The sequence below is a fragment of the Tepidimonas charontis genome (assembly GCF_007556685.1).
In the GTDB taxonomy this organism is placed as follows: Bacteria; Pseudomonadota; Gammaproteobacteria; order Burkholderiales; family Burkholderiaceae_C; genus Tepidimonas; species Tepidimonas charontis.
Map to the genome: position 1 here is coordinate 20,857 of NZ_VJON01000034.1, position 11,010 is coordinate 31,866.

General features: G+C 63.8%; 19 protein-coding genes and 1 tRNA gene. 1 reads left to right on the forward strand and 19 read right to left on the reverse strand.

Annotated features, from left to right (window positions below; genetic code table 11):
- The first annotated feature begins 82 nt into the window (after positions 1 to 82).
- Complete coding sequence (locus tag Tchar_RS09815) at positions 83 to 1,327, forward strand: CaiB/BaiF CoA transferase family protein (protein ID WP_144328857.1); 1,245 nt, start codon at positions 83 to 85, stop codon at positions 1,325 to 1,327.
- Between the two features lie 166 nt (positions 1,328 to 1,493).
- On the opposite strand, the gene Tchar_RS09820 is transcribed toward Tchar_RS09815, so the two are convergent.
- From Tchar_RS09820 to rplN, 19 genes are all read right to left on the reverse strand, one after another.
- Positions 1,494 to 1,570 (reverse strand) — tRNA-Met (locus Tchar_RS09820).
- Positions 1,571 to 1,594: 24 nt separating this feature from the next.
- Entirely contained in the window at positions 1,595 to 2,008 is a 414-nt protein-coding gene (gene rplQ / locus Tchar_RS09825) for a 50S ribosomal protein L17 (protein ID WP_144328858.1), read from the reverse strand.
- 78 nt (positions 2,009 to 2,086) lie between these two features.
- Positions 2,087 to 3,073, reverse strand: a complete 987-nt coding sequence (locus Tchar_RS09830; protein ID WP_144328859.1) for a DNA-directed RNA polymerase subunit alpha — start codon at positions 3,071 to 3,073, stop codon at positions 2,087 to 2,089.
- Between the two features lie 113 nt (positions 3,074 to 3,186).
- On the reverse strand, positions 3,187 to 3,810 hold the full coding sequence (rpsD, locus tag Tchar_RS09835) for a 30S ribosomal protein S4 (protein ID WP_144328860.1): 624 nt from the start codon (positions 3,808 to 3,810) through the stop codon (positions 3,187 to 3,189).
- Positions 3,811 to 4,052: 242 nt separating this feature from the next.
- Positions 4,053 to 4,457 (reverse strand): 30S ribosomal protein S11, encoded by a 405-nt coding sequence (rpsK, locus tag Tchar_RS09840; protein ID WP_144328861.1) that lies wholly within the window; start codon positions 4,455 to 4,457, stop codon positions 4,053 to 4,055.
- Between the two features lie 21 nt (positions 4,458 to 4,478).
- The gene (rpsM, locus tag Tchar_RS09845; protein ID WP_144328862.1) at positions 4,479 to 4,844 is read right to left on the reverse strand and encodes a 30S ribosomal protein S13; all 366 of its coding nucleotides are present in this window, start codon (positions 4,842 to 4,844) and stop codon (positions 4,479 to 4,481) included.
- Between the two features lie 18 nt (positions 4,845 to 4,862).
- Positions 4,863 to 4,976, reverse strand: coding sequence for a 50S ribosomal protein L36 (rpmJ, locus tag Tchar_RS09850; RefSeq protein WP_072242940.1), 114 nt, complete (start codon positions 4,974 to 4,976; stop codon positions 4,863 to 4,865).
- 30 nt (positions 4,977 to 5,006) lie between these two features.
- A complete protein-coding gene (gene infA / locus Tchar_RS09855; RefSeq protein WP_043700245.1) occupies positions 5,007 to 5,225 on the reverse strand; it encodes a translation initiation factor IF-1 in 219 nt (72 codons plus the stop codon).
- A gap of 2 nt (positions 5,226 to 5,227) precedes the next feature.
- Positions 5,228 to 6,544, reverse strand: a complete 1,317-nt coding sequence (gene secY, locus Tchar_RS09860) for a preprotein translocase subunit SecY (protein WP_144328863.1) — start codon at positions 6,542 to 6,544, stop codon at positions 5,228 to 5,230.
- A gap of 29 nt (positions 6,545 to 6,573) precedes the next feature.
- The gene (gene rplO, locus Tchar_RS09865) at positions 6,574 to 7,005 is read right to left on the reverse strand and encodes a 50S ribosomal protein L15 (RefSeq protein ID WP_144328864.1); all 432 of its coding nucleotides are present in this window, start codon (positions 7,003 to 7,005) and stop codon (positions 6,574 to 6,576) included.
- A 13-nt stretch (positions 7,006 to 7,018) separates the two neighbouring features.
- Positions 7,019 to 7,201 carry a 50S ribosomal protein L30 gene (gene rpmD, locus Tchar_RS09870; RefSeq protein ID WP_144328865.1) on the reverse strand — a complete coding sequence of 61 codons (183 nt, stop codon included), beginning with the start codon at positions 7,199 to 7,201 and terminating at the stop codon, positions 7,019 to 7,021.
- Between the two features lie 13 nt (positions 7,202 to 7,214).
- Positions 7,215 to 7,733 (reverse strand): 30S ribosomal protein S5, encoded by a 519-nt coding sequence (gene rpsE / locus Tchar_RS09875; RefSeq protein WP_144328866.1) that lies wholly within the window; start codon positions 7,731 to 7,733, stop codon positions 7,215 to 7,217.
- A 17-nt stretch (positions 7,734 to 7,750) separates the two neighbouring features.
- The gene (rplR, locus tag Tchar_RS09880; RefSeq protein WP_144328867.1) at positions 7,751 to 8,116 is read right to left on the reverse strand and encodes a 50S ribosomal protein L18; all 366 of its coding nucleotides are present in this window, start codon (positions 8,114 to 8,116) and stop codon (positions 7,751 to 7,753) included.
- An 11-nt stretch (positions 8,117 to 8,127) separates the two neighbouring features.
- Positions 8,128 to 8,661, reverse strand: a complete 534-nt coding sequence (rplF, locus tag Tchar_RS09885) for a 50S ribosomal protein L6 (protein WP_144328868.1) — start codon at positions 8,659 to 8,661, stop codon at positions 8,128 to 8,130.
- Positions 8,662 to 8,686: 25 nt separating this feature from the next.
- Positions 8,687 to 9,082 (reverse strand): 30S ribosomal protein S8, encoded by a 396-nt coding sequence (gene rpsH / locus Tchar_RS09890; RefSeq protein WP_144328869.1) that lies wholly within the window; start codon positions 9,080 to 9,082, stop codon positions 8,687 to 8,689.
- 20 nt (positions 9,083 to 9,102) lie between these two features.
- Positions 9,103 to 9,408: a 30S ribosomal protein S14 gene (gene rpsN / locus Tchar_RS09895; RefSeq protein ID WP_144328870.1), complete on the reverse strand. Its 306-nt coding sequence runs from the start codon at positions 9,406 to 9,408 to the stop codon at positions 9,103 to 9,105.
- A gap of 8 nt (positions 9,409 to 9,416) precedes the next feature.
- Positions 9,417 to 9,956: a 50S ribosomal protein L5 gene (gene rplE / locus Tchar_RS09900; protein ID WP_144328871.1), complete on the reverse strand. Its 540-nt coding sequence runs from the start codon at positions 9,954 to 9,956 to the stop codon at positions 9,417 to 9,419.
- Between the two features lie 2 nt (positions 9,957 to 9,958).
- Positions 9,959 to 10,279, reverse strand: coding sequence for a 50S ribosomal protein L24 (gene rplX / locus Tchar_RS09905; RefSeq protein WP_144328872.1), 321 nt, complete (start codon positions 10,277 to 10,279; stop codon positions 9,959 to 9,961).
- Between the two features lie 9 nt (positions 10,280 to 10,288).
- Positions 10,289 to 10,657: a 50S ribosomal protein L14 gene (rplN, locus tag Tchar_RS09910; protein WP_144328873.1), complete on the reverse strand. Its 369-nt coding sequence runs from the start codon at positions 10,655 to 10,657 to the stop codon at positions 10,289 to 10,291.
- Positions 10,658 to 11,010: the final 353 nt, after the last annotated feature.

Sequence of the window (11,010 nt, forward strand, 5' to 3'; positions counted from 1 at the left end):
GACAGGTGCATCCCCGGCCCCTTCGTGCGGCTCCGTACAATCGGCGTCATCCCCGCGCAGCCCGCTCACCCCCCGTCTGCCAATGAGCAACGCCACCACGCCACCGTCGCCGCCCCCACCGGGCGCCAAGATCGGTACGACCAACGCCCTCCTTGGGCCACTGACGGGTGTCCGCGTGCTCGAACTCGGTCAGCTGATCGCCGGACCCTTCGCCGCCAAGACGCTGGCCGACTTCGGCGCCGACGTCATCAAGATCGAGCCGCCCGGCACCGGCGACCCCTTGCGTAAGTGGCGGCTGCTGCGCGAGGGCACCTCGGTGTGGTGGGAGGTGCAGTCGCGCAACAAACGCTCCGTGGTGGCCGACCTACGCCAGCCCGATGGCCAGGCACTGGTGCGCCGCTTGGCGGCCGAGGCCGACGTCCTGATCGAAAATTTCAAGCCCGGCACATTGGAGGGTTGGGGCCTGGGCTGGGACGCGCTGCACGCGCTCAATCCGCGCCTGATCATGCTGCGCCTGTCCGGCTTTGGGCAAACCGGCCCCTATGCGCACAAGCCCGGTTTTGGCATCCTGGGTGAAGCCATGGGCGGCCTGCGCTACCTCACCGGCGAGCCCGGGCGGGTGCCGGTGCGCACCGGCGTGTCCATTGGCGACTCCATCGCGGCGCTGCACGGCGTCATCGGCGTGCTGCTGGCGCTGTATCACCGCGACGCGCGCGGCGGGCTGGGCCAAATGGTGGATGTGGCGCTGTATGAGAGCGTCTTCAACCTGATGGAGAGCCTGCTGCCCGAATACGACGCCTTTGGCGTGGTGCGCGAGCGCGCTGGCAGCGCTTTGCCCGGTATCGCGCCCTCCAACGCGTATCGCTGCCGTCCCAGCGCCGGCGCACAGGACGACTACGTGCTCATCGGCGGCAACGGCGACGGTATTTTTCGCCGTCTGATGCACGCCATCGGCCGCGACGATCTGGCCCACGACCCCGAATTGGCCCACAACGATGGCCGTGCCCGCCGCGCCGCCGAGCTCGACGCCGCCATCGAAGCGTGGACGCAACAGCGCACGGTCAGCGAAGTGATTGCGGCGCTGGAGGCCGCCGACGTGCCCGTGGGGAAAATCTACACCGCCGCCGACATCGCCACCGATCCCCAGTATCTGGCACGGCAGATGGTGGTGCCCAGCCGCGACCGCGAAGGCCGCCCGTTGAAAGTGCCCGGTATCGTGCCCAAGCTGAGTGCGACGCCCGGCGCCTTGCGTCATCCCGCGCCGCGCTTGGGCGAGCACGATGCCGAGGTGCGCAGCGCCGACGGCTGGCCAGCACGCTCGGCGTGATGCCTGCACAGCGCAACCGCCTCTCGGCGAACGAATGCCACCGCTGGAGCGCGGGCGCCGTCGCACCTGTGGCGCGATGTCGCATCCGGCCGCTGACATAAAAAAACCCCTGTGCCCATAGCACCAGGGGTTTCGAACGTCGCCGCCGTGGCAGCGGCTACGGGTTTGGTTGCGCGGGATGGATTTGAACCACCGACCTTTGGGTTATGAGCCCAACGAGCTACCAGACTGCTCCACCGCGCGTCAGAGATAGAAATTATAGCACGATTATTCGGCCTTTTCGGCTGCGCCTTCTGCCGCGCCGGTGGCTTCGGCGGCAGGCTCGGCACGGTCCACCAGCTCCATATAGGCCATCGGGGCGTTGTCGCCGACGCGGAAGCCCATCTTCAGGATGCGGGTGTAGCCGCCCGGCCGGTTGGCAAAACGCGGGCCTAGTTCGTTGAACAGCTTGACCACCGTCTCGCGGTCGCGCAGACGGTCGAAGGCCAGGCGGCGGTTGGCCAGCGAGGGCTTCTTGGCCAGGGTGATCAGCGGCTCGACGACGCGCCGCAGCTCCTTCGCTTTGGGCAGCGTGGTTTTGATGGCCTCGTGCTTGAGCAGCGAGTTGGCCATGTTGCGCAGCATGGCCTGCCGGTGGGCGCTGGTGCGGTTGAGTTTGCGCAATCCGTTTCCGTGACGCATGGGATGGTCCTTTCTATCTTGTCACCGGCGGCCGGATCAGGTACCGCCGGGGGTCACTGGGGAGGGAAAAACGGTCGATCAGTGCTTCTCGAGCCCGGCCGGAGGCCAGTTTTCCAGCTTCATGCCCAGCGTCAAGCCGCGCGAAGCCAGCACTTCCTTGATTTCGTTGAGCGACTTGCGACCCAGGTTCGGGGTCTTGAGCAGCTCGTTTTCGGTGCGCTGAATGAGGTCACCGATGTAGTAGATATTTTCGGCCTTCAGGCAGTTGGCCGAGCGCACGGTCAGCTCCAGCTCGTCCACCGGGCGCAGCAGGATCGGGTCGAACGCCTGCGCGCCGCCCTTGCTCGACGCCGCGCCTTCGGTCACCGCACCGCCTTCGAGTTGGGCAAACACCGACAACTGCTCGACCAAAATCTTGGCCGCGGCGCGCACCGCCTCCTCCGGCCCGATGGCGCCATTGGTCTCGATGTCCAGCACCAGCTTGTCGAGGTCGGTACGCTGCTCCACGCGGGCGTTTTCCACCGAGTAGCTGACGCGCTTGATCGGCGAGAAAGAGGCGTCGAGCACGATGCGCCCGATGCTGTTGCGGTGATCGTCCCCTTTGCGCACATTGCCCGGCACATAGCCGCGGCCCTTCTCGACCTTGATTTGCATGTCGAGCTTGGCGCCCGGCGCGAGCGTGGCGATCGGGTGCTCGGGGTTGAGGATTTCGACGTCGTGTGGCGTTTGAATGTCGGCGGCCGTCACCACGCCTTCGCCTTCCTTGCGTAGGCTCAGCGTCACCTCGTCGCGGTTGTGCAGTTTGAACACCACACCCTTGAGATTGAGCAGGATGTGCACGACATCCTCTTGTACGCCCTCGATGGTGGAAAATTCGTGCACCACGCCGGCGATCGTCACCTCGGTCGGGGCGTGCCCCACCATCGACGACAGCAGCACGCGCCGCAGGGCGTTGCCCAGCGTATGGCCGTAGCCCCGCTCGAAGGGCTCGAGCGTCACCTCGGCCCGATGGGCCGACAGGCGCTCGACGTGGATGGTCTTGGGTTTGAGCAGGTTATTCAGCATTCGGACTTCCTTCACTACCCTCGGCTCGTGAGCCGATCCAGGTCGATGGAGCACAAAATCCCGGACACCGCATCACGGCGTCCGGGCTCTTTTCAGGGAGCACACCCAAGGAATCAACGCGAGTACAACTCGACGATCAGCGATTCGTTGATGTCGGCGCCAAATTCATCGCGATCGGGCACCTTCTTGAACACACCTTCGCACTTGTCGGCAGCGACCTCGACCCAACCGGGAAAACCGATCTGCTTGGCCAGCTCCAGCGCTTCCTTGACCCGGGCTTGATTGCGCGCCTTTTCGCGCACCGCCACCACATCGCCCGGCTTGACCAGGTAGGACGGGATGTTGACGGTCTGCCCATTGACGCTGATGCCTTTGTGCGAGACCAGCTGCCGGGCTTCGGCGCGGGTGGACGCAAACCCCATGCGATAGACCACGTTGTCCAGACGCGACTCCAGGATCGACAACAGGTTTTGGCCGGTGTTGCCACGGCGACGGTCGGCCTCGGCAAAGTAGCGGCGGAACTGGCGTTCCAGCACACCGTACATGCGCTTGACCTTTTGCTTTTCGCGCAACTGCAAACCGAAGTCGGACGTGCGCGAACCCGAGGTGCGCCCGTGCTGACCGGGCTTGGAGTCGAATTTGGCCTTGTCGCTGATGGAGCGGCGCGCGCTCTTCAGAAACAGATCGGTGCCTTCGCGGCGGGAGAGTTTGGCCTTGGGGCCGAGGTAACGTGCCACTGGTTGTCCTTTCCAAGCTGCCGCGACCGACCCCCCAGCGGGGAGACATCGCGGGAGCCAGCCGGTGGGCGCGGCGCCGCAACGAAACGTCAGCTCAACTGTGCGATTCGTATGGGGTTGACCGCACCTGCCCGCGCTGGCGGTGGTCCAAGAAGAGTGGCCGCCCGCGATGCTGAGCGACCAGTGAAAAAGCTCTCGATTATAAGCAAACGGCGCGTTTGGTGCTGCCGTGCGCTACCGCTTCAGATGCGGCGGCGCTTCGGCGGGCGGCAGCCGTTGTGCGGCACCGGCGTCACGTCGGAAATCGACGTGATCTTGATGCCCAGCGCACCCAACGCACGCACCGACGATTCACGACCCGGACCCGGACCCTTGATCTCGACGTCAAGGTTTTTGATGCCCTGTTCCATCGCCGCGCGACCGGCCGCTTCGGAGGCCACCTGAGCCGCAAACGGTGTGGACTTGCGCGAGCCCTTGAAGCCCTGCCCCCCGGCAGAGGCCCACGCCAGCGCGTTGCCCTGACGGTCGGTGATGGTGATGATGGTGTTGTTGAACGACGCGTGCACGTGCGCGATGCCGTCCGAGATGTTTTTGCGGACTTTCTTGCGCACGCGCGCCGCGGCATTGGCAGAGGGAGACTTGGCCATGACTGTCCTTTATGCGGCGGATTATTTCTTCAGCGGCTGAGCGGCCTTGCGCGGACCCTTGCGCGTGCGCGCATTGGTCTTGGTGCGCTGGCCGCGCACCGGCAGCCCACGGCGATGGCGAAAACCACGGTAGCAGCCGATGTCCATCAGGCGCTTGATGTTCATCGTCACCTCGCGGCGCAGATCGCCTTCGATGGTGAATTGGCTAACCTGCTCGCGCACCTTCTCGAGCTCGGCGTCGGACAGGTCTTTGATCTTTTTCGAATACGGGATGCCGCAGGCGTCGCAAATCTGGCGCGCGCGCGTGCGGCCGATACCGTAGATCGCCGTCAGCCCGATTTCGGCGTGCTTGTGCGGCGGAATATTGATACCAGCGATACGTGCCATGGTGGTCCTCTACTCGAATCAGCCTTGACGCTGCTTGTGTCGCGGGTCGGTGCAAATCACGCGCACGACGCCATGGCGACGGATGATCTTACAGTTGCGGCACATTTTCTTGACCGAAGCCGAAACTCGCATGTTGCTCTCCTAAAAACGAAAACCGGTCGCTCACTTGGCGCGGAACACGATGCGGGCGCGCGTCAGGTCGTATGGCGTGAGCTCCACTTTGACCTTGTCCCCCGGCAGGATGCGGATGTAGTGCATGCGCATCTTGCCCGAGATGTGTCCCAGCACGACGTGCCCGTTTTCCAGTTTGACCCGAAACGTGGCGTTGGGCAGGTTTTCGATCACCTCGCCCTGCATCTCGATGACATCGTCCTTCGCCATGGTTACACACCCGAAGCCTTGAACGAAGCCTTCTTCAGCAGCGACTCATACTGCTGCGACATCAGGTAGTTCTGCACCTGGGCCCAGAAGTCCATCGTCACCACGACGATGATCAGCAGCGACGTCCCACCGAAGTAAAACGGCACGTTGTACTTCAGAATCAGGAACTCCGGCAGCAAGCACACCAGCGTGATGTAGACGGCACCGGCCAGTGTCAGCCGCATCAAGATGCGGTCGATGTAGCGCGCGGTCTGCTCGCCGGGCCGAATACCGGGGATGAACGCACCACTTTTCTTCAGGTTGTCGGCGGTCTCGCGGCTGTTGAACACGAGCGCCGTGTAGAAGAAACAGAAGAAGACGATGGCCGCCGCATACAGTGACACGTAGATCGGCTGCCCGGGCGACAAGGCCGAGGCCAGATCGCGCAACCAACGCGTCCCTTCTCCCGTGCTCATCCAGCTCACCACGGTGGTGGGCAACAAGATGATCGAGGAGGCGAAGATCGGCGGAATCACACCCGCCATGTTGAGCTTGAGCGGCAGGTGCGACGACTGCCCCCCGTAAATCTTGTTGCCGACCTGCCGGCGTGCGTAATTCACCAGAATGCGGCGCTGGCCGCGCTCGATGAACACCACGCCATAGGTCACCAACACCACCAGCGCGACGATGAAGATCGCCGCCAGAATGCTCATCGCTCCGGTGCGCACCAGCTCCAGCATGCCGCCGATCGCGTTGGGCAATCCGGCAACGATACCGGCGAAAATCAAGATCGAAATGCCGTTGCCCAGCCCGCGTTCGGTGATCTGCTCACCCAGCCACATCAAAAACATCGTGCCCGCCACCAGGCTGACGACCGCGGTGAAACGAAACGCCAGCCCCGGCTCGATGACCAGCCCCGGCGAGCCTTCCAGCGCCAGCGCGATGCCCAGCGACTGAAAAATCGCCAGCACCAGGGTACCGTAGCGCGTGTACTGGGTGATCTTGCGCCGCCCGGCTTCGCCCTCCTTCTTCAACTGTTCGAAGGTCGGCACGACGTAGGTCATCAACTGCATGATGATCGACGCCGAGATGTAGGGCATGATGCCCAGAGCGAAAACCGTAAAGCGCGACAGCGCCCCGCCCGAGAACATGTTGAACAGGCTCAGGATGCCGCCCTGTTGCCCTTTGAACAGCTGCTCGAGCTGTGCCGGGTCGATTCCCGGCACCGGGATGTGCGCGCCAATGCGGTACACCACCAGTGCCAAGAGCAGGAACGTCAAGCGGCGACGCAGGTCGCCGTACTTGCCGGTCTTGGCGAGGGTCGTTGCGTTGCTGGCCACGAGCGAATCCGCAAGCAAGGTCGGTCCAATCAGGCCACCGAGCCACCCGCCGCCTCGATGGCGGCCTTGGCGCCCGCGGTGGCAGCCACGTTGGTCAGCTTGACGGCGATGCTGATCTCACCGGTCTTGATGACCTTGACCTTCTTGGCCAGTTGCGGCACGAGCCCGGCCTGCTTGAGCGTGAGCAGATCGACCTCGGCCTGACCCAGCGCCTGCAGGTCGGCCAGTGTGACTTCGGCGTTGTACTTCAGCGTCTGCGACTTGAAGCCGCGCTTGGGCAAGCGGCGCTGCAGCGGCATTTGACCGCCTTCGAAGCCGACTTTGTGGAAGCCACCGGAGCGCGATTTTTGACCTTTGTGGCCACGGCCGGCGGTCTTGCCCAAGCCGGAACCGATGCCACGGCCGACGCGGCGGCGCGGCTTCTTCGAGCCCGCTGCGGGCTTGAGGGTGTTGAGTTCCATCACGAGACTCCGCTCAGATCACCTGGACCAGGTAGCTCACCTTGTTGATCATGCCGCGCACGGCCGGGGTGTCCTGCAGCTCGCGCACATGGCCGAGCTTGCGCAGGCCCAAGCCGCGCACCGTGGCACGGTGCGATTCCTTGCAGCCGATCGGGCTGCGCACCAGCTTGACTTTGACGGTGTTGGAAGTGGTCATCGCATGCTCCCGATCAGCCCACGAGTTCCTCGACCGACTTGCCGCGTTTGGCAGCGACTTCGGCCGGCGTGGTCGACTTGCGCAACGCATCCAGCGTCGCGCGCACCAGGTTGTAGGGGTTGGTGGAGCCGTGGCTCTTGGCGACGATGTCGGTGATGCCCATCACTTCGAAGACGGCACGCATCGGGCCGCCGGCGATGATGCCCGTGCCCTTGGGCGCCGGCATCATGATGACGGTGGAGGCGCCGTGGTGACCCTTGACCTCGTGGTGCAGCGTGCCACCCTTGAGCGCCACCTTGAACATGCTGCGGCGCGCCTCGTCCATGGCTTTTTGTACCGACACCGGCACTTCACGCGCCTTGCCTTTGCCCATGCCGATGCGACCATCGCCGTCGCCGACCACGGTCAGCGCCGCAAAGCCCATGATGCGGCCACCCTTGACCACCTTGGTCACGCGGTTGACCGCGATCATCTTCTCCCGCAGGCCGTCGTCGTTGCCTTCGGTCTTCACATTCACTTGCATTTTTGCCATTTGCGTCACCCGCTTCGTCAGAATTGCAGGCCGGCTTCACGCGCCGCCTCGGCCAGCGCCTTGACACGACCGTGGTAGGCAAAGCCGGAGCGGTCGAACGCCACTTTTTCGATGCCCGCCGCCTTGGCCTTCTCGGCAATGCGCTTGCCGATCAAGGCCGCCGCAGCGACGTTGCCGCCCTTGCCGTGACCGCCCAACTGCGCGCGCACCTCGGGCTCCAGCGTCGAGGCCGACGCCAGCACGCGTGCGCCGTCGGGCGAAATGATGTTGGCGTAGATGTGCAGGTTGGTGCGGTGCACCGCCAGGCGCACAGCGCCTTGCTGGGCAATGCGGATACGGGTCTGCCGCGCGCGACGCAAACGCTGTTCTTTCTTGGTCAACATGTTCGCAGTCCTTACTTCTTCTTGGTCTCTTTGATGACGACCGTCTCATCCGCATACCGGATGCCCTTGCCCTTGTACGGCTCGGGCGGCCGCACCGAACGGACCTCGGCGGCGATCTGACCGACGCGCTGGCGGTCGGCACCCTTGATCACGATCTCGGTCGGGCTGGGCGTCTCGACCTTGATGCCAGCGGGCATCTCGATGTCCACCGGGTGCGAAAAACCAACGCTGAGGTTGAGCTTGTTGCCCTGAGCAGCAGCCTTGTAGCCCACGCCCACCAGCGTCAGTTTGCGCTCGAAGCCCTTGCTGACCCCGACGACCATGTTGTTGACCAGCTGGCGAACCGTGCCGCTGAGGGCATCGGCTTCGCGTGAGCCATCCACCGGCGCAACGGTGAGCTTGGCACCGTCTTGCACGACGTTCACGCGCGGATTCAGCGGCATGCTCAACGCACCCAGTGCGCCCTTGACCTGAATGCTGTCTTGGCCGATCGCCACCTCCACGCCCTGCGGGATGGCGATGGCAGCTTTCGCGATACGAGACATTTGTCCTGCTCCTTCCTGCCTCGCCTCAGGCGACAACGCACAACACTTCACCACCGACGCCGGCGGCGCGTGCCTTGCGATCGGTCATGACGCCTTTGGGCGTCGTGACGATGGCCACGCCCAACCCATTCATGACTTGCGGGATGGACTTGGCGCCGCGGTACACACGCAGACCCGGACGGCTGACGCGTTCGATGCGCTCGATGACGGGGCGGCCGGCGTAGTACTTGAGCGCGATTTCCAGCTCTTTCTTGCCACCGCTTTCCTTGACCTGGAAGCCGTCGATGTAGCCTTCCTCGTGCAGCACCTGCGCGATGGCGGTCTTCAGCTTCGAGGCGGGCATCGTCACGACGGCCTTCTCCACCATCTGCGCATTGCGGATGCGGGTCAGCATGTCGGCGATCGGATCACTCATGCTCATTTGGGGTTCTCCTTCGCGCCTTACCAGCTGGCCTTGATGATGCCGGGGATTTCACCGGCGAACGCCAGCTCGCGAATCTTGGTACGGGCCAGACCGAACTGCTTGAAGGTGCCGCGGGGGCGCCCGGTGATGCCGCAGCGGTTGCGCTGACGCGTCGGGTTGGCGTTGCGCGGCAGCTTTTGCAAGGCGGCGCGGGCCGCGTCGCGCTCTTCCGGCGAGCGCTTGGCGTCCTTGGCGATGGCCTTCAACTCGTTGTACTTGTTCGCGAACTTGGCAACCAGTTTGTCGCGCTTGAGTTCACGTTGGAGCAAAGCTTGCTTAGCCACGGACCACCTCAGTTCTTGAACGGGAAACGGAAACCGGCGAGCAGCGCCTTGCACTCCTCATCGGTCTTGGCCGTCGTCGTGATGCTGATGTTCAGCCCACGCACCGCATCGACCTTGTCGTACTCGATTTCGGGGAAGATGATCTGCTCTTTGACCCCGATGTTGTAGTTGCCACGACCGTCGAAGGCGCGCGCGGAGATGCCGCGGAAGTCGCGCACGCGCGGCAGCGCGATGGTGACGAAGCGGTCGAGAAACTCGTACATGCGGGCGCCGCGCAGCGTGACCATGCAACCGATCGGCTGACCTTCGCGGATCTTGAAGCCGGCGATGGCTTTGCGCGCCCGTGTGATGACGGGTTTTTGGCCGGCGATCTTGGTCAGGTCGGCCACCGCGTTTTCCAGCACCTTCTTGTCGGCCACGGCCTCACCCACACCCATGTTGAGCGTGATCTTGGTGATGCGCGGCACCTCCATGACGGACTGGTAGCCGAACTGCGCCTTCAGCGCGGGAGCGATCTTGTCGCGGTAGAGTTGTTGGAAGCGTGCCATGGTCATGCCACCTTGATTTCTTCGCCGCTGGACTTGAAGACGCGCACTTTCTTGCCGTCAGCCAGCACCTTGATGCCCACTCGGTCGGCCTTGCCGGTGGCGGGGTTGTAGATGGCGACATTGGACTGGTGGATGGGCATGGTCTTCTCGACGATGCCACCCGGCACGCCTTTGAGCGGGTTGGGCCGCACGTGCTTCTTGACCACGTTGACGCCCTCGACCACCACGCGCTGCTCATCGGCACGGCGCAGTACCCGGCCGCGCTTGCCCTTGTCGCGCCCCGCGATGACGATGACTTCGTCGCCTGTACGGATCTTGTTCATGACGGTACCTCAGAGAACTTCGGGCGCCAGGGACACGATCTTCATGAAGCGCTCGGTGCGCAGCTCACGCGTGACCGGGCCGAAGATGCGGGTGCCGATCGGCTCCAGCTTGTTGTTGAGCAGCACGGCGGCGTTGCCGTCGAACTTGATGAGCGCACCGTCCGGACGGCGGATACCCTTGGCCGTGCGCACCACCACCGCGTTGTAGACCTCGCCCTTCTTGACGCGACCACGCGGCGCGGCTTCCTTGATGCTGACCTTGATGATGTCGCCCACGTTGGCGTAACGGCGCTTGGAGCCACCCAGCACCTTGATGCACATCACGGACTTGGCGCCCGTGTTGTCAGCAACATCGAGTCGAGTTTGCGTTTGGATCATGATTGTGTCGTCCCAACTTGATTCCCAAGGCCACCACGGCCGAGGCGATCAGTCTTGGGCCCGTCGTTGCAGGCCGGCCCAGATACACGGCACAGGCGCTCATCGCTCGCACTGGCCATGACACCCAGCGCCAACCTCGCTTCGGTGGGCAGATGGCTTCACCCAAATGGGCGAAGCTCGCCATTGTGTCAGGAACTTTTGCGGCTGTCAACACCCGTCCTCTGCGTGTAGAAGCAAGATAGTAATGTCCGCTTCCGGCAAAGTAGAAATGTCCGCTTGTTGGTCTGGAAGCGGAGGGCTGGGTGGACAAGCGCATCGAGATGAGCGAGCGGGAGATCGAGCGGCTCAAGGTG

Bases quoted from the DNA above. Each gene is read 5' to 3' on its own strand.
- rplN (WP_144328873.1), bottom strand. From the start codon at position 10,657: ATGATCCAAACGCAAACTCGACTCGATGTTGCTGACAACACGGGCGCC.
- rplF (WP_144328868.1), bottom strand. From the start codon at position 8,661: ATGTCTCGTATCGCGAAAGCTGCCATCGCCATCCCGCAGGGCGTGGAG.
- rpsM (WP_144328862.1), bottom strand. From the start codon at position 4,844: ATGGCACGTATCGCTGGTATCAATATTCCGCCGCACAAGCACGCCGAA.
- rplE (WP_144328871.1), bottom strand. From the start codon at position 9,956: ATGGCACGCTTCCAACAACTCTACCGCGACAAGATCGCTCCCGCGCTG.
- rpsH (WP_144328869.1), bottom strand. From the start codon at position 9,082: ATGAGCATGAGTGATCCGATCGCCGACATGCTGACCCGCATCCGCAAT.
- rplX (WP_144328872.1), bottom strand. From the start codon at position 10,279: ATGAACAAGATCCGTACAGGCGACGAAGTCATCGTCATCGCGGGGCGC.
- rpmD (WP_144328865.1), bottom strand. From the start codon at position 7,201: ATGACCACTTCCAACACCGTCAAAGTCAAGCTGGTGCGCAGCCCGATC.
- rpsK (WP_144328861.1), bottom strand. From the start codon at position 4,457: ATGGCCAAGTCTCCCTCTGCCAATGCCGCGGCGCGCGTGCGCAAGAAA.
- rplR (WP_144328867.1), bottom strand. From the start codon at position 8,116: ATGTTGACCAAGAAAGAACAGCGTTTGCGTCGCGCGCGGCAGACCCGT.
- infA (WP_043700245.1), bottom strand. From the start codon at position 5,225: ATGGCGAAGGACGATGTCATCGAGATGCAGGGCGAGGTGATCGAAAAC.
- rpmJ (WP_072242940.1), bottom strand. From the start codon at position 4,976: ATGCGAGTTTCGGCTTCGGTCAAGAAAATGTGCCGCAACTGTAAGATC.
- rplQ (WP_144328858.1), bottom strand. From the start codon at position 2,008: ATGCGTCACGGAAACGGATTGCGCAAACTCAACCGCACCAGCGCCCAC.
- Tchar_RS09830 (WP_144328859.1), bottom strand. From the start codon at position 3,073: ATGCTGAATAACCTGCTCAAACCCAAGACCATCCACGTCGAGCGCCTG.
- Tchar_RS09815 (WP_144328857.1), top strand. From the start codon at position 83: ATGAGCAACGCCACCACGCCACCGTCGCCGCCCCCACCGGGCGCCAAG.
- rplO (WP_144328864.1), bottom strand. From the start codon at position 7,005: ATGGAACTCAACACCCTCAAGCCCGCAGCGGGCTCGAAGAAGCCGCGC.
- rpsE (WP_144328866.1), bottom strand. From the start codon at position 7,733: ATGGCAAAAATGCAAGTGAATGTGAAGACCGAAGGCAACGACGACGGC.